The organism is Pseudomonas sp. PvP027 (genome assembly GCF_017833005.1).
GTDB classification, from domain to species: Bacteria; Pseudomonadota; Gammaproteobacteria; order Pseudomonadales; family Pseudomonadaceae; genus Aquipseudomonas; species Aquipseudomonas congelans.
This window is the reverse complement of record NZ_JAFIBK010000001.1, coordinates 4,874,555-4,895,385: the sequence shown is the minus strand read 5'-3', so window position 1 is coordinate 4,895,385 and position 20,831 is coordinate 4,874,555. Positions and strand designations below refer to the sequence as shown.

The following is a 20,831-nucleotide window of genomic DNA, read 5'->3' as shown; positions in this document are numbered from 1 at the left end:
GCAATGTGCTCAATGATGAAGGGTTCACAGCTCGATACCTTTCTGCGCACGAATACCGGCCTGAAACGCGTGCTTGACCACGCCGATCTCGGAAACGGTATCGGCCAGGTCGATCAATTCGGGTTTGGCACCGCGGCCAGTCACCAACACATGCTGCATCGGCGGACGGGCCTGCAGGTCGCTCAGCACCTGTTCAAGGTCGAGGTAGCCATGTTTCAGGGCGATGTTCAGTTCGTCGAGCACCACCAGACCAATGGCCGGATCGCGAAGCATTTCCCGAGACACGGCCCAGGCGGCTTCAGCGGCGGCGATGTCGCGCTGGCGATCCTGGGTTTCCCAGGTGAAGCCCTCGCCCATCACGTGATAGCGCACCTGCTCGGGGAAACGGCGGAAAAACATTTCTTCGCCCGTGCTGTTACGGCCCTTGATGAACTGCACCACACCACACTGCATGTCGTGACCCATGGCTCGGGCGAGCATGCCGAATGCAGAGCTGCTCTTGCCCTTGCCATTGCCGGTCAATACCAGCAGCAGGCCGCACTCGTTGGGCGAGCTGGCAATACGCTCGTCCATGACGGCTTTCTTGCGCAGCATGCGCGCCAGATGGCGTTCGTCGCGTTCGGGGGATTCGTTCATCTGGGTTCTCCGCTCGGGGCAGGCGACAACAGACGGAAGGACAGCACTGGACAGCACGGCAACGCCCTGCACAGAACATCACCCTCCGTGATGCCATTGAGTGATTCAGGCCGGTCTCCGGGCTCATGAGCGGGTCACCCCGGCTGTGCGCCTTCCCATGTCGAAACACAGTGGCGTCAGGCACAGCCTTGACTCATTTACCGTTGCGGGGGCAGCGCCGGGATCGGATCTGTCGACCCACACCGGCTTCCCTGTTTCACTCTGCCAATCGAGGATTGCAGAGCACCTGAAACAAACCGCGAAGGGTAGAGGGTTGGGCCGGGAGCGTCAATCGACACCGTCGCCGCGGAACGTGATTGAACCTAGCGGGTTGGCGACGCCTCTATCAGTTACTGGACCACGCCCTTGTTTATGGAGATCGATCATGTTCAAACTCAGACCCCACTATGCAGTGTTGCTTCTGGTCGCCGGCGGCCTCGCTGCCTGCGGCGAGTCGTCGACCCTGCAAGTCTCGGATGGAACAGGCCCCTCGCCCAAGCTGCCGGAGCCCAACAAGACGCTGATCCCGACCGTCAACATCGCACCCGCCGTAGGCTGGGAAAAAGGCGCCAAGCCGGTTGCTGCGCCGGGCACACAAGTGGCTGCATTCGCCGAGAACCTCGACCACCCGCGCTGGCTGTATGTGCTGCCCAACGGTGACGTGCTGGTGGCGGAAACCAATTCGCCTGCCAAACCGGATGATTCCAAGGGCATCCGCGGCTGGGTGATGGAGAAAGTCATGGGCCGCGCCGGTGCCGGTGTGCCCAGCGCCAACCGCATTACCTTGCTGCGCGACGTGGACAAGGACGGTATTGCAGAGACCCGCACGGTTTTCCTGCAAAACCTCAATTCGCCGTTCGGCATGACCCTGGTGGGCAACAAGCTGTATGTCGCCGACACCGACCGCCTGATCAGCTTCCCGTATGAATCCGGGCAGACCTCGATCAGCGCGCAGGCGACCAAGGTAGTCGACTTGCCAGGCGGCACGCTCAATCACCACTGGACCAAGAACGTCATCGCCAGCAAGGATGGCAGCAAGCTGTACGTGACCGTGGGTTCCAACAGCAACGTGGCCGAGAACGGCATGGACAAGGAAGAAGGTCGTGCAGCGATCTGGGAAGTGGACGCGGCGACCGGCAACCACCGGATCTTCGCTTCCGGCCTGCGCAACCCCAACGGCATGGATTGGGAACCGAAGACCGGCAAGCTGTGGACAGCGGTCAACGAGCGCGACGAGATCGGCAGTGACCTGGTGCCTGACTACGTGACCTCGGTACAGGACGGCGCGTTCTATGGCTGGCCTTACAGCTACTACGGCCAGCACGTCGACGAGCGCGTCAAGCCGCAGAACCCGGCACTGGTCGCCAAGGCGATTGCCCCGGATTACGCAGTCGGTCCGCACACCGCTTCGCTGGGCCTGGTGTTCGCCGACGGCAAGACACTGGCTGCACCGTTCAACGAAGGCCTGTTCATTGGCCAGCACGGCTCATGGAACCGCAAACCGCACAGCGGCTACAAGGTGGTGTTCATTCCATTCAGTGGCGGCAAACCCAACGGCACACCGGTCGATGTGTTGACCGGCTTCCTCAACAAGGATGAAAAAGCCATGGGTCGTCCGGTTGGCGTGGTCAATGACCAGCGCGGCGGATTGCTGGTGGCCGACGATGTCGGCAACAAGATCTGGCGTGTGACATCAGCCAAGGCAGCTCAGTAACGCGGAGCGTAGAGGTTTGACGCGGAGCGTCGCACGATAGTTGAGATCATCGTTCCCTACGCTCCAGCGTGGGAATGCAGTTCTCGACGCTCTGCGTCGTCAAGAGGACGCGGAGCGTCGCACGATAAGTTCTGGCCAGATCGCGGGCAGGCGAAGCGCTACGGCCGATTCTGCGCCAGACTGGACGGCTGAATCACGCGTTTGGCGTTGAGATAGGCTCTCTGCCAGTAAGGCTTGTCGAGGCTGTCGAGCTTCACCGTGCCGCCGCTGGCCGGGGCATGCACGAAGCGGCCTTCGCCAACATAGATCCCCGCGTGGGACACCTGCGAACCGCCCGATGTGGCGAAGAACACCAGATCACCTGACTGCAATTGCTCGCGACGAATATTCGGCGCGCCCATCACGATCATCTCGCGCGTGGAACGCGGCAGGGAAATCCCCGCCGCATCACGATAGACATAACCTATAAGACCGCTGCAATCGAAACCGGAGTCAGGCGTGTTGCCACCCCAGCGATAAGGCGTGCCGACCAGCCCCAACGCACGAAACAGCACGTCTTCGGCAGCAGGAGAAAGAATCTGGGGAGGTGCGGTGACCACCGGACGCTGAACGATCCGGGGCGCTTTGGGCGGAGGCGGCGCGCTGGCGCAGGCACCGAGCAACGCAGCAACAGAGATGACTAACAGGCGCAACGCAATCGACATAACCACAACAACCTATCCGGATGCGGCTTACGCTGCCGAGAAGCTCAAAAACGCAGAAAGACCCGAAGGTCTTGTACTGCGCGTTCTATTTATTTACGCCGCTTGGGCGCGGTCTTGACTGTAGTCGAAGTCATCGCCGTTGTCTGCGTTACTTCAGGTGTCGATTTTACTGCAACAGTACCCGGCGCCATCGCCAGAGGCCGCTTGGCCTCGATGAAGGTCTTGCTCCAGTAGGCGTCATCGAGGCTGTCGATGCGCACACCGCCGCTGCGGCGACTACTGGAGTGGATGAACTGCTGATTACCGGCGTAGATCGCTGCGTGGCTCACCTGACCGCGACCGCGAGTACTGAAGAACAGCACATCGCCCGGCTGGAGCTTGTTGCGCGCCACCAAAGGTGCGTTGACGTTGATCATTTCGCGCGTCGAACGTGGCAGGCTCATGCCGGCCTCTTCGCGAAACAGATAACCGATAAAACCGCTGCAATCGAAACCCGAAGAAGTCGACGTGCCGCCGAACTTGTAGCGTGTGCCGATCAGGGATTTGCCACGCTCAAGGATGCTGTCGGCCAGGGCCGGCAGTTGGTAAGACTTGTTATCAGCGAACTGGGCCAGTTCGTCTTCGGTCGCGAGCTCGTCCTGCAAAACTGCTGCGTCGGCGCGACGGGCTGCGGACTGGGCATTGGCGTTGATTGCGCTCTGGTAGCGTGGAACCGGCTGGGCCTGTTCCTGCTGTGCGACCGGCATATTGGCCGAGCAACCGAAGAGGAATGTAACGAGTGCGAGAGGCACGAGGGGTGCGAAGCGAACAACTTGCATGGGCACAACCGTGGCTGACTAGTTAAGATGGCGAGACTATGCCTTTTATGAAAGTGATTTGCAAATTCAATCGAACTAGATGTGACTTATGAGTTCGGCCATGACATGTGCCGCGCGGTACGGCAAAAAGACGTCCATCTGCGCACTGTGATCAGTCGGCTGCGGATTGATTTCGGCGGTGAACCCCCCGGAAACTCTGGTGCGAATGACCGGTTCGTGAATATAGGGGAAGCTTGCGGTGGTGCCGATACTCAGCACTGCGTCATAGCCTATAGCCAGCTGTTCATACAGTGTTTCCAGCGCTTTTTCGGGAAGCATTTCCTGAAAAAGAACGACGGACGGTCTCAAAATGCCACTACATGCCGGGCATAAGGGGGGCAAGGGACGCTGCAAGTGCTCACTCAATTGCGGATCTTCAGCACCGCAGGATTGGCAAAACAGTGGCGAGAGCTGCCCGTGAATTTCGATCAGGCGCTCCGGCGGACTGCCCGCCGCGCGGTGATAACCGTCGACGTTCTGGGTCAGCACCCAGCACTCGGGTTTGATGCGCTGCAACTGGGCGATGGCGTAATGCGCGACGTTCGGCTCGCCACCCAGGCACGCCTTGCCCAGCTCAGCGATGTATTTCCAGCACAGCTCAGGGTCACGGCGCAGCATGGGCCCGGACAGGGCCATTTCGATAGGCAGGCCGTCGTCGGTCTTGCCATTGTAGAGCCCGCCCACGCCGCGATAGGTAGGCAGCCCCGAATCGGCAGACAGACCCGCCCCGGTGATCACCAGAATCCGTCGTGCATGGCGCAAGGCAGCCGCCGTCTGCATCAACAACGCCTGATCTACCACCCGAGGGTCTCTTTAAGGAAGGGAATGGTCAGCTTGCGCTTTTCCTGGAGTGACGCCTGATCGAGGCGCTCGAGCAATTCGAACAACGCGCTCATGCTGCGCGTACCACGCGTCAGGATGAAATGCCCGACATCGTCGGTCAGATGCAGGCCACGCCGTGAAGCACGCAGTTGCAGGGCACGCAGCTTGTCCTCGTCGGACAACCCGCGCATCTGGAACACCAGCGCCATGGTCAGGCGCGATTTCAGATCGGGAAGCTTTACCGGCAGCTCGCGGGGCGATTTGGATGCGGCAATCAGCAGACGACGCCCGCTGTCACGCAGACGATTGAACAGGTGAAACAGCGCTTCTTCCCATTCCGGCTTGCCGACTATCGCCTGCAGGTCGTCCAGACACACCAGCTCGTACTGCTCCAGATGATCGAACAGCTCGATGCCTTCGTCTATGACCTCGGCCAGCGGCAGATACACCGCAGGCTCGCCCAACTGCTCGAAACGCAGGCAGGCAGCCTGCAGCAGGTGCGTGCGCCCTACTCCGTCCTTGCCCCACAGATAAATGAGGCTTTCGGTCCAGCCAGCGTCGGCTTCGCACAGCCGCTCGACATAGCCGAGTGCAGCGGCGTTGGCGCCTGGATAGTAATTGACGAAAGTGGCGTCATCACGCAGACGCACACTCAGGGGCAGCTGAATCGGTTTCATGCTGACTAACGGCTCATGCAAACCGTCAAGGGCCTCTGTGTAAAGAGCACAAAGTTTATACCCGTGACGCTGGTCGCACAATGCGACAGACCTCAAGCAAAATCAAAGGTTTGCGTCAGGGTGAGTAAAGCGCCGCTCAGGAAAGAGCGTTTGAAGGTGTGTATGCACTCAAGGCATGAGCCTCTTCACCGGGCGGCGAAGAGGCTTGCATCGTTCCTACAGCTCTGGATCTTCCGCGCCTGCGTAGATTTCCGAGTCCTTGTACAGATCGTGCATGTGGCGCACCAGCACCATGATCACCGCCGCCACCGGCAGGGCCAGCAGAATGCCAGTGAAACCGAACAGCTCGCCACCCGCCAGAATCGCGAAGATGACTGCAACCGGGTGCAGACCGATGCGATCGCCGACCAGCAACGGCGTCAGCACCATCCCTTCGAGGGCCTGACCGATCATGAACACCGCCACGATCCCCATCATCGGGTACAGGTCACCGCCAAACTGGAACAGCCCGGCCACCAGCGCCGAACCGATACCGATCACGAAGCCCATGTAAGGCACGATGGCCGCCAGACCGGCAATGACGCCGATCAACAGGCCCAGTTCCAGCCCGACCAGCATCAGACCGGCCGCATAGATCACACCCAGGCCCACCATCACCAGCAACTGACCGCGTATGAACGCGCCCAATACTTCGTGGCATTCGCCCGCCAGCTTGACGATTTGCGCTTCACGCTGACGCGGCAGCAGGCCACGGATCTTGCCGGTCATGATGTCCCAGTCACGCAGCAGGTAGAAACACACCACGGGGATCAGCACCAGGTTTGTCAACCAGCCGATCAGCGCCAGACTGGAAGCCGTGGCCTGGGACAGCACGATAGAGACGATGTCCCCGGCCTGGCCCATGTGCTCGGAGATGGCTGCCTTGATCTTGTCGAACTTCCAGAACCCGTCTGCCAGCCCGAATTTAGCCTGGACCCAAGGCAATGCGGCGTGTTGCAGCCAGTCGAGAATCTGCGGCGCCAGCTCGTAGAGTCGGAACAACTGCTTGGCCAGCATCGGCACCAGAACCAGCAGCAACGCCATCAGCACCAGCGTGAACAGTCCGAACACGACCACCACGCTCAGGGTTCTGGACAGTCCGGCGCGCTCCAGGCGATCCACCAGCGGATCGCCCATGTAGGCCAATAACAACGCCACCAGAAAAGGAGTGAGGATTGGGTGCAACAGCACCACGAATGCGACCAGCAAGGCCAGGCCGCCGATCCAGAACCAACGCCGCATATCAGTCATCAACATCCCTCAAGCCAATGGAAAAGCGTTCTTGCCGGGTTACCAGCGGAAATAAAGCTGTGGCGCGGACGCCGGAACAATCATCGGTGCGGGCGCAGGTGCCGGAACAGCAGCAGCTCCATTCGCCGGCGCAACCGGTGCAGTCGCATCGACAGGCGCAGCAGGCGGTGTGGCGGTAGCGGCTGCCTCGGCTGCAGGCACTTCCTGCAGTTTGGCCAGCGACAATTGCGAGCGTAGCTGCTCGGTGCTGCCACTGACCTCAAACACCACTTTATCGCCTTCGACAGAACTCAGACGCACGCCGAACGGTTCGAGTAACTGAAGCAGTTGCGCATAGCGCTCGAGCGTCATGCCCTGAACCTGGATCAGCATGCCGGTCGACGCACCGGGCTTGGCCACGAAGCGCGGCGCCAGACGCTCGCTTACCGACAGCAGCACCGCGTCAGCCAAGGCCTCGGAGGTGGCACCGGTTGCGGTGCCCTGTTCGCGCTGATCACCCAGCCACAGGCGCCATTTGCCTTGCCACTGACCGCCATCTTCCCTGGCATGCACGGCCAGTATCGCGTCAGCGCCATAGCGCTCGGAGGCTTCCTTCAGCGGCGCAGGGTCAGTGCCCTCCAGGGTTTTGGCGTTACCGATACCCTGCTCGCTCAAATCAGCCAGCGGCAGACGCAGTGGCAGTCCGCGGTGCTGAGCGGCCTGGCGCAAGGGTTCGGCGGCGGCCTGACCGTCGCCGACCAGATTCGAGCCTTCCACCGAGTCATTCAGCCACCAGCCGAGAATCGATGGACGATTGCTGCCCCAGATCGACAGACCCGCATCGTGCAAGGCACGGTCGGTGGTTGCCGGATCGAAGTCCACCAGCAGGGTTTCCGGCGGTCCGGCCTCGTAGCCGAACTGGCTGATGATCTGCTGTGGGTCCTTGCGCAGCGCGGCGATGGCCGAACCCTGCACGGCCTTGGCGTCGCCGGTCAGGCGCAGCACCAGGGTTTCGACGGCGGCCTGCGTGGCCCGCGTACGTTCATCGGGCGATTGGCCATTGACCGGCTCGCGGACCTGATAAAGGTTGCTGACCGTTTCGGCAAGGCTGGGAAGGCTGATCAGGGACAAACAGCCGATTAAAAGAATTCTGGAAAAACGCATGGACAGTTCCCGAACGGAAAAAAGTAAAAAGAAGCTGTTTCAGTAGGTGTACAAGTCTGGGACAGACGTGAGCCACCCATCCTTCAGTTCGCGCATAAAGTACACCTTAAACGTCCAGGCTCGCACTGACAGGCCACCTGGTTGAGGTTTATTTGGTGCAACACCGCCCTGTTGTCGGCGCAAGGATGGCCCCTGGTGAGCAAGCCTGATAAAATCGCGCGCCTTCGCAGACCGGCAATCGCCATGGCCCCAACATTACCACCGCATGACAGCGCGGTGCTGAACGGGCCCTAACGCAGCGGTCGATACCTCCGAATCCCCCCTAAAGGCCTGGATTTTCTATGAGCAAGCAACCCTCCCTGAGCTATAAAGACGCCGGTGTAGACATCGACGCCGGTGAAGCATTGGTCGAACGCATCAAGAGCGTCGCCAAGCGCACCAAGCGTCCGGAAGTCATGGGCGGCCTGGGAGGCTTCGGCGCCCTCTGCGAAATCCCGGCCGGCTACAAGCAACCGGTTCTGGTTTCCGGCACCGACGGCGTGGGCACAAAGCTGCGTCTGGCGCTGAACCTGAACAAGCACGACACCATCGGCATCGACCTGGTCGCCATGTGCGTCAATGACCTGGTGGTCTGCGGTGCAGAGCCGCTGTTCTTCCTCGATTACTACGCCACCGGCAAGCTGAACGTCGACACCGCCGCTCAGGTCGTCACCGGCATCGGCGCCGGCTGCGAACTGGCTGGCTGCTCGCTGGTCGGCGGCGAAACCGCTGAAATGCCGGGCATGTATGAAGGCGAAGACTACGACCTGGCAGGCTTCTGCGTCGGCGTGGTGGAAAAGGCCGAAATCATCGACGGTTCGAAAGTCGCTGCCGGTGACGCCCTGCTCGCCCTGCCATCGTCCGGCCCGCACTCCAACGGCTACTCGCTGATCCGCAAGATCATCGAAGTGGCAGGTGCCGATATCGAAAACATCCAGCTGGACGGCAAACCGCTGACCGAACTGCTGATGGCGCCGACTCGCATCTACGTGAAGCCGTTGCTCAAGCTGATCAAGGAAACCGGCGCAGTCAAGGCCATGGCCCACATCACCGGTGGCGGCCTGCTCGACAATATTCCACGCGTGCTGCCGGAAGGCGCTCAGGCCGTGGTCGACGTCGCCAGCTGGCAGCGTCCGGCCGTGTTCGACTGGCTGCAGCAGCAAGGCAACGTTGCGGAAAACGAGATGCACCGCGTGCTGAACTGCGGCGTGGGCATGGTGATCTGCGTAGCTCAGGAGCACGTTGAAGCGGCACTGAAGGTGCTGCGTGACGCAGGCGAACAGCCTTGGGTGATCGGCCAGATCGCCACCGCTGCCGAAGGCGCAGCGCAAGTCGAGCTGAAAAACCTCAAGGCGCATTGATGCCAGCCATCTGCGACGTCGTGGTGCTGCTGTCAGGCACCGGCGGCAACCTGCAAGCGATGATCGACAGCTTCAAGGACGGGGCCAGCCCCGTCCGCATCCGCGCGGTGATTTCCAACCGCGCAGATGCGTTCGGCCTGCAACGCGCCCGGGACGCAGGCATCGAAACCTGCGTGCTGGATCACACCGCATACGACGGTCGTGAGGCCTTCGATGCAGCGCTGATCGAACTGATCGACACCTTTCAGCCACAGTTGGTGGTACTGGCCGGGTTCATGCGCATTCTCAGCGCCGGGTTCGTCCGCCACTATCATGGCCGCCTGCTGAATATTCACCCTTCCCTGCTGCCGCGTTACAAAGGCTTGCACACGCACAAGCGTGCACTGGAAGCCGGCGACACCGAGCATGGCTGCAGCGTGCATTTCGTTACCGAGGAACTCGATGGCGGCCCACTGGTCGTACAGGCAGTTATTTCGGTACAGTTGCACGACACGCCCGCAACGCTCGCGCAACGGGTCCATGTTCAAGAGCACCGTATTTACCCACTGGCCATTCGCTGGTTTGCCGAAGGCCGACTGAGCCTTGGTGAACAAGGTGCGTTACTCGATAGCCAGTTACTCCCGGCCAGCGGCCATCTGATTCGACATTAGGAGATACTATGCGTCGCGCTCTGCTCTTCGCTTTCGCTCTGCTCGCATTGCCTGCCGTACAGGCCGCAGACCTTCAACCCTTCTCCGCCAGCTACACCGCCGACTGGAAACAGCTGCCCATGAGCGGCACGGCTGAACGCAGCCTGGAAGCCGGCGCCAATGGCACCTGGACCCTGAGTTTCAAGGCCTCGATGATGATCGCCAGCCTGACTGAAGTCAGCACGCTGAAGGTCGACAAGGACACCCTGCTGCCACAGACCTACAGCTTCGAGCGCAGTGGCCTGGGTAAATCCAAGAAGGTCGATCTGGCCTTCGACTGGAACACCAAGTTCGTCACCGGCACCGACCGTGGCGATGCGATCAAGCTGCCGCTCAACCGTGGCATCCTCGACAAGTCCACCTATCAGCTGGCGTTGCAACACGACATCGCTGAGGGCAAGAAGAGCATGAGCTACCAGGTTGTCGACGGTGATGAAGTGGACACCTACGACTTCCGCGTACTGGGTTCGGAAAAAGTCACCACCAAGACAGGCCAGGTCGATGCGATCAAGGTCGAGCGCGTACGTGACCCGACGCAAAGCAAGCGCACCACCGTGCTGTGGTTCGCCAAGGACTGGGATTACCTGCTGGTCCGCCTGCAACAGGTCGAAACCGACGGCAAGGAATACAACATCGTATTGCTGGACGGCACCGTCAACGGCAAGGCCGTCAAAGGTAGCTGATCGCCCTGACTGCCCGCGCCACAGAGCCCCGCTTTTCAGCGGGGCTTTTTATTGGCTGCACGATCTCGCGCCACGCCCACTCAACATCGGACGCGGAGCGTCCGGAAAGGCATGCGACGCAGAGCGTCGCACGATAGTCGGGATTCTCGTTCCTCACGCTCCAGCGTGGGAATGCAGTTCTCGACGCTCCGCGTCGTCAAGAGGACGCAGAGCGTCCGGAAAGGCATGCGATGCAGAGCGTCGCACGATAGTCGGGATTCTCGTTCCTCACGCTCCAGCGTGGGAATGCAGTTCTCGACGCTCCGCGTCGTCAAGAGGACGCAGAGCGTCCGGAAAGGCATGCGACGCAGAGCGTCGCACAATAGTCGAGATTCTCGTTCCTCACGCTCCAGCGTGGGAATGCAGTTCTCGACGCTCCGCGTCGTCAAGAGGACGCGGAGCGTCTGGAAAGGCATGCGACGCAGAGCGTCGCACGATAGTCGGGATTCTCGTTCCTCACGCTCCAGCGTGGGAATGCAGTTCTCGACGCTCCGCGTCGCCAAGAGGACGCGGAGCGTCTGGAACGGCATTTTCACGCGCGTTCGGACGGTCAGACAACGCACCCGAAGCACATGAAACATCCTTCATTTTGCCACCACTCCGCTGCAAGCCTCGCCATGCAAGGGCTGCAGAGGATCGATCACTTTCCGGTCACCTGGGAACCTGAACAGGCTATTTACTTAGGCAGCTAACAAATCCTATAAAAGAGTCCTGCGACACATCGCCGCAGTATCCAGAGGCCTAACCATCAAGGCCATCAAAGTCAGGAGCTTACTACTATGACTGTCAGAGTTACTGAACGCGACGACGCCCACCTCTCTCACGAAGCCGTTGCCGACGGCATCCAGATCTGGGACGTGCACCAACAGGACCAACTGGTAGGCATGTTCCACGTTGAGTCCGATGCCCTTCGCTATAAGGAAGAGCTGGAAGCGCTGGAAAGCCAGGGCAACCACTGACCCATACTGAGAACAGGAAAAGACAAAACCCGCTGATTGCGGGTTTTGTTTTGACAACTCATTGACGGCGCCGCGGGCTTACCACATCAGATCGTCAGGCACCTGATACGCCGCATACGGGTCATCTGCATCCGGCGCTTCGGTCGGGGTATTGAGCAACACGATACGGCGCGGATCGCGCTCCTGGATCTTCAGCGCGGCCTCGCGCGGGATGATCTCGTAACCGCCACCGTGATGAACGATGGCCAGTGAACCGCTACTGAGCTTGTTGCGCACCATGGCGTTGACCGGAATGCGCTTGACCTTCTTGTCGTCAACGAAGTTGTAGTAATCCTCGGTGATCAGCTTGGGCAGGCGCGACACTTCGATCAGTTGCTTGACCTGAGCGGTGCGGGCCTTCTGCTCGACCTTCTCCTGCTGCTGACGGTTCAGCTCCTGATCACGCTTGGCCTTCTCGGCCATGGCCTCCTGGGCCGCACGCTTTTGCGAGTCGTCGGCCTGCGCCTGACCCTTGTGCACCAGACGCTGCTCTTTCTGCTTTTCTTTGCCGACCTGCTTGGCCTGCTTTTGGTTGACCAGACCTGCCTTGAGCAACTGATCGCGAAGGGAAAGGCTCATTGTCTACTCACTTATACCGTTACCGCACACTCAGCCGCAGCCGGGCGTGCTCTTTTCCTGACGTTTGGCTTCGCCCCACAACGCATCCATTTCTTCAAGCGAGCACTCTTCGATAGGACGCTGCAGGTGACGCAAAGCCTGTTCAATGAATCGGAAGCGTCTGTCGAACTTGCTATTGGCCGAGCGTAGCGCAGTTTCCGGGTCGACCTTGAGGTGTCGGGCCAGGTTGACGACGCTGAACAGCAGGTCGCCGACTTCCTCGGCAATGCCCTCGGCGTCATTGTCGACCATGGCCTCGATAATTTCATCGAGTTCTTCACGTACCTTGTCGACCACCGGCAATGCCGCAGGCCAGTCGAAGCCCACCTGCGCCGCACGCTTCTGCAGTTTGGCTGCACGACTCAATGCGGGCAAGGCCCGGGGCACATCGTCGAGCAGCGACAACTGCTCGGGTGCACCGCCCTTCTCGGCACGCTCCTCGGCCTTGATTTCGTCCCAACGACGGTTGACCTGCTCGTCGGTCAGGCGCGTCGTTTCTGCCGGTGCATGCAGCTCGCCAGTCGGAAACACGTGCGGATGGCGACGCAGCAACTTGCGGGTAATACCGTCGATGACATCGTCGAATTCAAACCGGCCTTCTTCCCGGGCCAACTGGGCATAGAAGACCACCTGAAACAGCAGGTCACCCAGCTCGCCCTTCAGATGGTCGAGATCACCCTGTTCGATGGCATCAGCCACTTCATAGGCCTCTTCCAGCGTGTGCGGCACAATGCTGGCGTAGGTCTGCTTCAGGTCCCACGGGCAGCCGAACTGCGGATCACGCAGCCGGGCCATGAGGTTCAGCAGGTCTTGAACTGTATACATGGGGCTCCCTGTGAGCGCAGGCGACGCTTATGGCGTCCTGTTCCTGCGCGTTTCAATGATGTTCGGCAACTGGGAAATACGCCCCAGCAACCGCCCCAGCGCGTCCAGGCCCGGAATCTCGATGGTCAGGGACATGAGCGCTGTGTTGTCTTCCTTGTTCGACCGGGTATTGACCGCCAGCACGTTGATCCGCTCGTTGAGCAGCACCTGGGTGACGTCTCGCAGCAGGCCGGAACGGTCGTAGGCGCGAATGATGATGTCCACCGGATAAGTGAGTACCGGCACCGGCCCCCAACTGACCTGAATGATCCGCTCGGGCTCGCGACCGCCCAGTTGCAGCACTGAAGCGCAATCCTGACGGTGAATGCTGACGCCACGACCCTGAGTGATGTAACCGACGATGGCATCGCCAGGCAGTGGCTGGCAGCAGCCGGCCATCTGCGTCATCAGGTTGCCGACGCCCTGAATCTGAATATCGCCACGCTTGCCGGGCTTGTAGCCGGTGGCCTTGCGCGGGATCAGCTCCAGCTGTTCATTGACGCGATCAGGCTCGACCTGCTGCTGAGCCAGATTGACCAACTGAGCCAGACGCAGATCGCCTGCACCCAGGGCCGCAAACATGTCGTCGGCCGTCTTGTGATTGGCCTTGTCCGCCAGCTTGTCGAAGTCGACCTGCGGCAATGCCAGGCGCGCCAGTTCGCGTTCGATCAGGGTTCTGCCGGCGGCGACGTTCTGGTCACGGGCCTGCAACTTGAACCAGTGAACGATCTTGGCTCGCGCGCGCGAGGTGGTGATGTACCCCAGGTTCGAGTTCAGCCAGTCACGGCTCGGCGTACCGTGCTTGCTGGTGATGATCTCGACCTGCTCGCCGGTCTGCAGGCTGTAGTTGAGCGGGACGATGCGGCCATTGATCTTCGCACCCCGGCAGTTATGGCCGATTTCGGTGTGCACCCGATAGGCGAAGTCCAGCGGTGTCGCGCCCTTGGGCAGGTCGATGGCGTGGCCGTCCGGGGTGAAGACGTAGACGCGGTCAGGCTCGATATCGACTCGCAGCTGGTCTGCAAGGCCGCCGATGTCGCCCAGCTCTTCATGCCATTCGAGCACCTGACGCAGCCAGGAAATCTTCTCTTCGTAATGATTGGAGCCGGATTTGACGTCGGTGCCTTTATAGCGCCAGTGCGCACATACGCCCAGCTCGGCCTCTTCATGCATGGCGTGGGTGCGGATCTGCACTTCCAGCACCTTGCCTTCCGGCCCGATCACGGCAGTGTGCAGCGAGCGATAACCATTTTCCTTGGGGTTGGCGATGTAATCGTCGAATTCTTTGGGAATATGCCGCCACAAGGTGTGCACGATACCCAGCGCGGTGTAGCAGTCGCGCATTTCCGGGACCAGCACACGCAGCGCACGCACGTCATAGATCTGGCTGAACGCCAGGCCCTTGCGCTGCATTTTGCGCCAGATGGAGTAGATATGCTTGGCACGCCCGCTGATGTCGGCGGTCACGCCGGTGGCCTGCAGCTCGTTGTCGAGCTGGGACATGACGTCGCTGATGAAGCGCTCGCGGTCCAGCCTGCGCTCGTGCAACAGCTTGGCGATCTGCTTGTATTGATCGGGCTCCAGGTAGCGGAAGGACAGGTCTTCCAGCTCCCACTTGATGTGACCGATGCCCAGACGGTGGGCCAGCGGTGCATAGATGTCGAAGACTTCGCGGGCGACACGGTTGCGTTTTTCGTCGTCGGCGTTCTTCACCGCACGAATTGCGCAGGTACGTTCGGCCAGCTTGATCAGCGCAACACGCACGTCGTCGACCATCGCCACCAGCATCTTGCGCAGGTTTTCGACCTGCGCCTGGCTGCCGAGTACCAGTGACTGACGAGGGCTGAGACTGGCGCTGATCGCGGCCATGCGCAGCACGCCGTCGATGAGTTTGGCGACCGTTGCGCCAAAGCGCTGCTCGACTTCCGGCAGCGCAATGAGACCTTCACGCACGCCACGGTAAATGACCGCAGCGATCAGCGAGTCCTGATCCAGCTTGAGGTCAGCCAGGATCTCCGCGATTTCCAGACCGGTCTGAAAACTGGAGGTGCCCTCTGCCCAATGATTCTTGTGGGCCTTGTCGGTCTGCTCGGCTTCCCGGGCAAATTCACAGGCCTTTTTCATGACTTCCCGGTCCAGGACCAGGTCGACGCTGACAATATGATCGAGCCACGCGTCGAGATTGATACTGCCGTCTGTGTTTATCGGCTGGTTCGCTCTCACCTGTACCATGCTGCTTACCTTCCCTACGGCGCGATGAATAGCGCCATCAGTCGCCAGCCTTCTGAGCGAATGCCACTTGCCGGGCAAGCAAGGACCGGCATTCGCGGGCCAGTCGGATTAAATGAGATTCCCTGTCAGCAACGACCTCGTTCCAGTGAACGCTGCTCACTTACTCATTTCAAATAAAGCCATCGCCTCGACATGCGCCGTCTGCGGAAACATATCGAGGATTCCGGCACGTTTTAATCGGTAGCCCTGACGGATCAGTTCGACCGCGTCACGAGCCAAAGTTGCCGGATTACATGAAACATAGAGCAGTCGCCGGGCCCCCGTCTTGCTGATCTGGCGGACCACTTCAAAGGCTCCGTCACGCGGCGGGTCCAAGAGTACCGCAGAAAACCCTTCTGCCGCCCAGTCGGCATGTGTCAGCGGCTGGGAAAGATCCGCCTGAAAAAACTGCACATTGTGCAGATCATTACTCATTGCGTTGACAGCTGCACGCTCGACCATGGTCGCAACGCCTTCGACCGCCACCACCTCCCTGGCCATACCTGCCAGCGGCAAGGCGAAATTACCCAGACCGCAAAACAGGTCCATGACACGCTCGTCTTTTGCAGGCGCCAGCCATTGCAGGGCCTGCTCGATCATCGCGGTATTGACCGCCGCGTTGACCTGAATGAAATCTCCCGGTCGCCAGGCCAGTTGCAGGTTCCACGGCTCCAATCGGTAGCCCAGCGTATCGCCGGGGCTGGCCGGTTGGGGCTCGCCGTCGCCATGCAGCCACAACTGCGCGCCATGCCTGGAGCAAAACGCCTGCAACAGCGCCAGATCGGCTTCGGCAAGCGGCGCGGTGTGGCGCAACAACACGGCGGTCGCGACCCCGCTGAACAGCTCGACGTGACCCAGCGCCTGCGGCTTGCTGAAACTTTTCAGCATGCCAGGCAGCTCATTCATGATGGGTTGCAAGGCCTGTACCAGCACCGGACAGTGTTCAATGCTGACGATGTCCTGGCTGGCGGCTGCACGGAACCCCACATCCAGCCTTTTGGCCTTGGCATCCCAGCGAACCGCGACCCGTGCGCGTCGGCGATAGGCCAGCTCGGCACCGCTCAAAGGTGCCGCCCATTCATCCGGCACAACATTCGCCACGCGCATTAACTGCTCGGCGAGCATGCGCTGTTTCAGGGCAAGCTGTTCTTCGTGGGGCACATGCTGAACACTGCAGCCGCCACAGCGACCGAAATACTCACAGGCCGGAGCGCGACGCATGGCGCTGGCGGTGAAGACCCGCTCGGTGCGCGCCTCGACCACCTTGCCGCGTGCATTGAGCACGCGCGCCTCGACCTCTTCGCCCGCCAGACTGCCGGCGACAAACCAGGTTTTGCCCTCGAAAAAGGCGATACCGCGGCCGTCGTCGGACAGCCGCTCAATGGTCAGCCGCTGCTTTTTACCGGCAGGAATCTGTACAGTTTTAACGCCGCCCGCAGGCTGAAAGCGCAAACCTCTTTCGTGCTTGGCCATCAGTTGGGCGAATCATAGACGCCGGTCGACAGGTAACGGTCGCCTCGGTCACAGATGATCGCCACAATCACGGCGTTTTCGACTTCCTGGGAAATACGCAACGCCCCGGCGACCGAGCCACCGGATGACACGCCACAGAAGATGCCTTCTTCACGGGCCAGGCGGCGCATGGTGTCTTCGGCTTCGGTCTGGCCCATATCGATGATGCGGTCGACCCGGTCCGACTGATAGATTTTCGGCAGGTATTCATACGGCCAGCGGCGAATACCGGGGATCGAAGCGCCCTCCATCGGTTGCAGACCAACGATCTGCACGTCGGGATTCTGCTCCTTGAGATAGCGCGAGGTACCCATGATGGTGCCGGTGGTGCCCATCGAGCTGACGAAATGAGTCACGGTGCCGCCCGTCTGCCGCCAGATTTCCGGACCGGTGGACGTGTAATGCGCCTCGGGGTTGTCGCCATTGGCAAACTGATCGAGCACCTTGCCGCGGCCTTCGGCCTGCATGCGCTCGGCCAGATCACGGGCACCTTCCATGCCTTCGTCCTTGCTGACCGAAATCAGCTCGGCGCCATAGGCGGTCATCGCGGCCTTGCGTTCGGCACTGGAGTTGTCCGGCATGATCAGAATCATCCGGTAGCCCTTGATTGCTGCGGCCATGGCCAGCGCGATCCCGGTATTGCCGGAGGTGGCTTCGATCAGCGTGTCACCCGGACGGATCTGGCCGCGCAACTCGGCGCGGGTGATCATCGACAAGGCCGGGCGGTCTTTTACCGAGCCAGCGGGGTTGTTACCTTCGAGTTTCAACAGGAGGGTATTGCTGGTGTTACCCGCCATGCGTTGCAGACGCACCAGCGGGGTGTTGCCGACGCAATCGGCAATGGTTTGATACTGCAGGGTCATGGCGTCTTCGCAATCCAGACTGCGGGGGGTGCCTATCATAACGGCAAACGCCCAAAGCCCATATCACGCAAAGTGCGCTGCTTATTCCCAAAAAGAATAAACGCTTATTTTTCCGCTGCCGCCCCCTCCCTGCACAGAGAGTTATGTGCCCATGTCGGCGGTAAATGGCTAAACTTGTCCCCTTGTGCCGATACAGCAAGGCAGCCGATGCCTGATATCGACGGACTGATACGTGTTGCCGGAGTAAGAGCGTGCTGACCAAGCTGGGTATAAAAGGCCGTGTGCTGCTACTGACTATTTTGCCTGCCAGCCTGATGGCGGCGATGCTCGGTGGCTATTTCACCTGGATGCAGTTGAGCGAGCTGCAAAGCCAGCTGCTGCAACGCGGCGAAATGATCGCTCAGGATCTGGCGCCGCTGGCCGCCAATGCACTGGGGCGCAAGGATAAAGTGCTGCTCAGTCGCATCGCCGCCCAGACCCTGGAGCAGAATGACGTGCGCGCCGTGTCGTTTCTCGACACCGATCGCACGGCACTGGCCCACGCCGGGCCGACCATGATCAGCCCGTCGCCGATTGGCAGCGCCTCGCAGTTGCTCAGCTCGACCGGCACCGACGCCACGCGCTACCTGCTGCCGGTATTCGGCAGTCAACGCCACCTGACCAGCCCGATCATTCCTGCCGAAGCTGACACCCTGCTGGGCTGGGTCGAGCTTGAAATATCCCATAACGGCACGCTGCTGCGCGGTTACCGAAGCCTGTTTGCCAGCCTGCTGCTGATCCTGACCGGGCTGGCGTTTACCGCGACCCTCGCGGTACGCATGAGCCGCACCATCAACCGGCCGATGAGCCAGATCAAGCAGGCCGTGTCGCAACTCAAGGACGGCAATCTGGAAACCCGCCTGCCACCGCTGGGCAGCCGGGAACTGGATGAACTGGCGTCAGGCATCAATCGCATGGCGGCAACCCTGCAGAACGCGCAGGAAGAACTGCAACTGAGCATCGATCAGGCGACCGAAGATGTCCGGCAGAATCTGGAGACCATCGAGATCCAGAACATCGAACTGGACCTGGCGCGCAAGGAAGCACTTGAAGCAAGCCGGATCAAGTCCGAATTCCTGGCCAACATGAGCCATGAAATCCGCACGCCGCTCAATGGCATTCTGGGCTTCACCCATCTGCTGCAAAAAAGCGAGCTGACCCCGCGCCAGTTCGACTACCTGGGCACCATCGAAAAGTCCGCCGACAACCTGTTGAGCATCATCAACGAGATTCTCGACTTCTCCAAGATCGAGGCCGGCAAGCTGGTGCTCGACAATATCCCGTTCAACCTGCGCGACCTGTTGCAGGACACCTTGACCATCCTCGCCCCGGCCGCGCACGCCAAACAGCTCGAGCTGGTCAGTCTGGTGTACCGCGATACGCCATTGGCGCTGTCCGGCGACCCGCTGCGTCTGCGGCAGATCCTGACCAATCTGGTCAGCAACGCGATCAAATTCACCCGCGAAGGCACGATCGTCGCGCGTGCCATGCTCGAGGATGAAACCGAAGAGCACGCGCAACTGCGCATCAGCGTGCAGGACACCGGGATCGGCCTGTCCAGCCAGGATGTGCGGGCACTGTTCCAGGCCTTCAGCCAGGCCGACAACTCGCTCTCGCGCCAACCGGGCGGTACCGGGCTGGGTCTGGTGATCTCCAAACGCCTGATCGAACAGATGGGCGGCGAAATCGGTGTTGACAGCACACCGGGCGAAGGTTCGGAATTCTGGATCAGCCTGAAACTGCCCAAGGCCCGCGAAGACAAGGAAGAGTCGCTCAACATTCCGCTCGGAGGCCTGCGCGCCGCAGTGCTTGAACATCATGACCTGGCGCGTCAGGCGCTGGAGCATCAACTGGAAGACTGCGGCCTGCAGACCATCGTGTTCAATAACCTGGAAAACCTGCTCAACGGCGTGACGGCAGCGCACGAGACGCCAGCGGCCATCGATCTGGCGGTACTTGGCGTTACGGCGCTGGAAATCTCTCCGGAACGGCTGCGCCAGCACATCTGGGACCTGGAAAACCTCAACTGCAAGGTCATGGTGCTGTGCCCGACTACCGAGCATGCGCTGTTCCAGTTGGCGGTCCACGATGTCTACACGCAACTGCAGGCCAAGCCCGCCTGCACCCGCAAGCTGCAAAAAGCCCTGTCCGAGCTGATCGCGCCGCGAGCGGTGCGTGCCGACATCGGCCCGCCATTGTCGAGCCGCGCGCCGCGAGTGCTGTGCGTGGACGACAACCCGGCCAACCTGCTGCTGGTGCAGACCCTGCTTGAAGACATGGGCGCTGAAGTGGTCGCTGTCGAGGGTGGCTATGCAGCGGTCAACGCTGTACAGCAAGAAGCATTCGACCTGGTGTTGATGGATGTGCAGATGCCCGGCATGGACGGTCGTCAGGCCACCGAGGCGATCCGCGCCTGGGAGGCCGAACGCAACCAGAGCTCGCTGCCGATCGTGGCCCTCACCGCGCATGCGATGGCCAATGAAAAACGCTCACTGCTGCAAAGCGGCATGGACGACTACCTGACCAAGCCGATCAGCGAACGGCAACTGGCGCAGGTGGTGCTCAAGTGGACCGGACTGGCGCTGCGCAACCCTGCGCCGGAACGCCAGAATGAAGCGCTTGAGGTGCATGTCGGCCCGCTGGTACTGGATCATGAGGAAGGGTTGCGCCTGGCTGCGGGCAAGGCGGATCTCGCCGCCGACATGCTGGCCATGCTGCTGGCCTCACTGGACGCCGACCGCGAAGCCATTCGGGTGGCGCGTGCCAGCCAGGATGTAAACGCCTTGATCGAACGCATCCACCGCCTGCACGGCGCAACGCGTTATTGCGGCGTTCCCCAGCTGCGCAGTGCCTGCCAACGCGCCGAAACCCTGCTCAAGCAAAATGCCCCGCACACCGAAGACGCCCTCAATGATCTGGACAAGGCGATCATCCGCCTGGAAGCCGAGGCGCGGGTCATGGCTTGAGCGTGCG

At 60.8% G+C, this 20,831-nt stretch carries 18 protein-coding genes and 1 riboswitch; of the genes, 6 read left to right on the top strand and 12 right to left on the bottom strand.

Going from position 1 to position 20,831, the window contains the following annotated elements; all coding sequences use genetic code 11:
• Positions 1–24 precede the first annotated feature (24 nt).
• A complete protein-coding gene (gene cobO / locus JOE33_RS21225) occupies positions 25–636 on the bottom strand; it encodes a cob(I)yrinic acid a,c-diamide adenosyltransferase (protein WP_010433526.1) in 612 nt (203 codons plus the stop codon).
• A 90-nt stretch (positions 637–726) separates the two neighbouring features.
• Positions 727–941, bottom strand: a riboswitch (cobalamin riboswitch).
• 119 nt (positions 942–1,060) lie between these two features.
• On the opposite strand from cobO, the gene JOE33_RS21220 reads away from it, so the two are divergent.
• On the top strand, positions 1,061–2,389 hold the full coding sequence (locus JOE33_RS21220; RefSeq protein WP_187625918.1) for a sorbosone dehydrogenase family protein: 1,329 nt from the start codon (positions 1,061–1,063) through the stop codon (positions 2,387–2,389).
• Between the two features lie 158 nt (positions 2,390–2,547).
• Here the strand turns inward: JOE33_RS21220 and JOE33_RS21215 are convergent, their stop codons facing one another.
• The 6 genes from JOE33_RS21215 to JOE33_RS21190 all read right to left on the bottom strand — a co-directional run bounded on the left by JOE33_RS21215 (position 2,548) and on the right by JOE33_RS21190 (position 7,882).
• On the bottom strand, positions 2,548–3,093 hold the full coding sequence (locus tag JOE33_RS21215) for a C40 family peptidase (protein WP_010434136.1): 546 nt from the start codon (positions 3,091–3,093) through the stop codon (positions 2,548–2,550).
• 89 nt (positions 3,094–3,182) lie between these two features.
• On the bottom strand, positions 3,183–3,911 hold the full coding sequence (locus tag JOE33_RS21210; protein ID WP_010434134.1) for a C40 family peptidase: 729 nt from the start codon (positions 3,909–3,911) through the stop codon (positions 3,183–3,185).
• 75 nt (positions 3,912–3,986) lie between these two features.
• Entirely contained in the window at positions 3,987–4,751 is a 765-nt protein-coding gene (locus JOE33_RS21205) for an NAD-dependent deacylase (RefSeq protein WP_187625917.1), read from the bottom strand.
• Positions 4,745–5,449, bottom strand: coding sequence for a DnaA regulatory inactivator Hda (gene hda / locus JOE33_RS21200; protein WP_003381589.1), 705 nt, complete (start codon positions 5,447–5,449; stop codon positions 4,745–4,747). Before hda ends, JOE33_RS21205 begins: the two co-directional genes overlap by 7 nt.
• A 216-nt stretch (positions 5,450–5,665) precedes the next feature.
• Entirely contained in the window at positions 5,666–6,739 is a 1,074-nt protein-coding gene (locus JOE33_RS21195; RefSeq protein ID WP_032612236.1) for an AI-2E family transporter, read from the bottom strand.
• 39 nt (positions 6,740–6,778) lie between these two features.
• The gene (locus JOE33_RS21190; RefSeq protein ID WP_054993517.1) at positions 6,779–7,882 is read right to left on the bottom strand and encodes a DUF2066 domain-containing protein; all 1,104 of its coding nucleotides are present in this window, start codon (positions 7,880–7,882) and stop codon (positions 6,779–6,781) included.
• 341 nt (positions 7,883–8,223) lie between these two features.
• Here JOE33_RS21190 and purM point away from each other — a divergent pair, with 341 nt between their 5' ends.
• From purM to JOE33_RS21170, 4 genes are all read left to right on the top strand, one after another.
• Positions 8,224–9,282, top strand: a complete 1,059-nt coding sequence (gene purM / locus JOE33_RS21185; RefSeq protein WP_010434124.1) for a phosphoribosylformylglycinamidine cyclo-ligase — start codon at positions 8,224–8,226, stop codon at positions 9,280–9,282.
• Complete coding sequence (gene purN / locus JOE33_RS21180; RefSeq protein ID WP_187625916.1) at positions 9,282–9,932, top strand: phosphoribosylglycinamide formyltransferase; 651 nt, start codon at positions 9,282–9,284, stop codon at positions 9,930–9,932. Before purM ends, purN begins: the two co-directional genes overlap by 1 nt.
• Positions 9,933–9,940: 8 nt before the next feature.
• Positions 9,941–10,654: a DUF3108 domain-containing protein gene (locus JOE33_RS21175; protein WP_003305121.1), complete on the top strand. Its 714-nt coding sequence runs from the start codon at positions 9,941–9,943 to the stop codon at positions 10,652–10,654.
• An 818-nt stretch (positions 10,655–11,472) separates the two neighbouring features.
• Complete coding sequence (locus tag JOE33_RS21170; RefSeq protein WP_002554613.1) at positions 11,473–11,652, top strand: hypothetical protein; 180 nt, start codon at positions 11,473–11,475, stop codon at positions 11,650–11,652.
• 78 nt (positions 11,653–11,730) lie between these two features.
• Here JOE33_RS21170 and JOE33_RS21165 read toward each other — a convergent pair whose 3' ends face one another.
• From JOE33_RS21165 to cysM, 5 genes are all read right to left on the bottom strand, one after another.
• Entirely contained in the window at positions 11,731–12,270 is a 540-nt protein-coding gene (locus tag JOE33_RS21165) for a DUF2058 domain-containing protein (protein WP_003314606.1), read from the bottom strand.
• Between the two features lie 30 nt (positions 12,271–12,300).
• Positions 12,301–13,134, bottom strand: coding sequence for a nucleoside triphosphate pyrophosphohydrolase (gene mazG, locus JOE33_RS21160; protein WP_187625915.1), 834 nt, complete (start codon positions 13,132–13,134; stop codon positions 12,301–12,303).
• A 27-nt stretch (positions 13,135–13,161) separates the two neighbouring features.
• On the bottom strand, positions 13,162–15,405 hold the full coding sequence (gene relA / locus JOE33_RS21155; protein ID WP_032612245.1) for a GTP diphosphokinase: 2,244 nt from the start codon (positions 15,403–15,405) through the stop codon (positions 13,162–13,164).
• A gap of 156 nt (positions 15,406–15,561) precedes the next feature.
• Positions 15,562–16,917, bottom strand: coding sequence for a 23S rRNA (uracil(1939)-C(5))-methyltransferase RlmD (rlmD, locus tag JOE33_RS21150; protein WP_010427892.1), 1,356 nt, complete (start codon positions 16,915–16,917; stop codon positions 15,562–15,564).
• Complete coding sequence (gene cysM / locus JOE33_RS21145; protein WP_010427894.1) at positions 16,917–17,819, bottom strand: cysteine synthase CysM; 903 nt, start codon at positions 17,817–17,819, stop codon at positions 16,917–16,919. Before cysM ends, rlmD begins: the two co-directional genes overlap by 1 nt.
• A gap of 251 nt (positions 17,820–18,070) precedes the next feature.
• Here cysM and JOE33_RS21140 point away from each other — a divergent pair, with 251 nt between their 5' ends.
• On the top strand, positions 18,071–20,824 hold the full coding sequence (locus JOE33_RS21140) for a response regulator (RefSeq protein ID WP_010427896.1): 2,754 nt from the start codon (positions 18,071–18,073) through the stop codon (positions 20,822–20,824).
• Positions 20,825–20,831 lie beyond the last annotated feature (7 nt).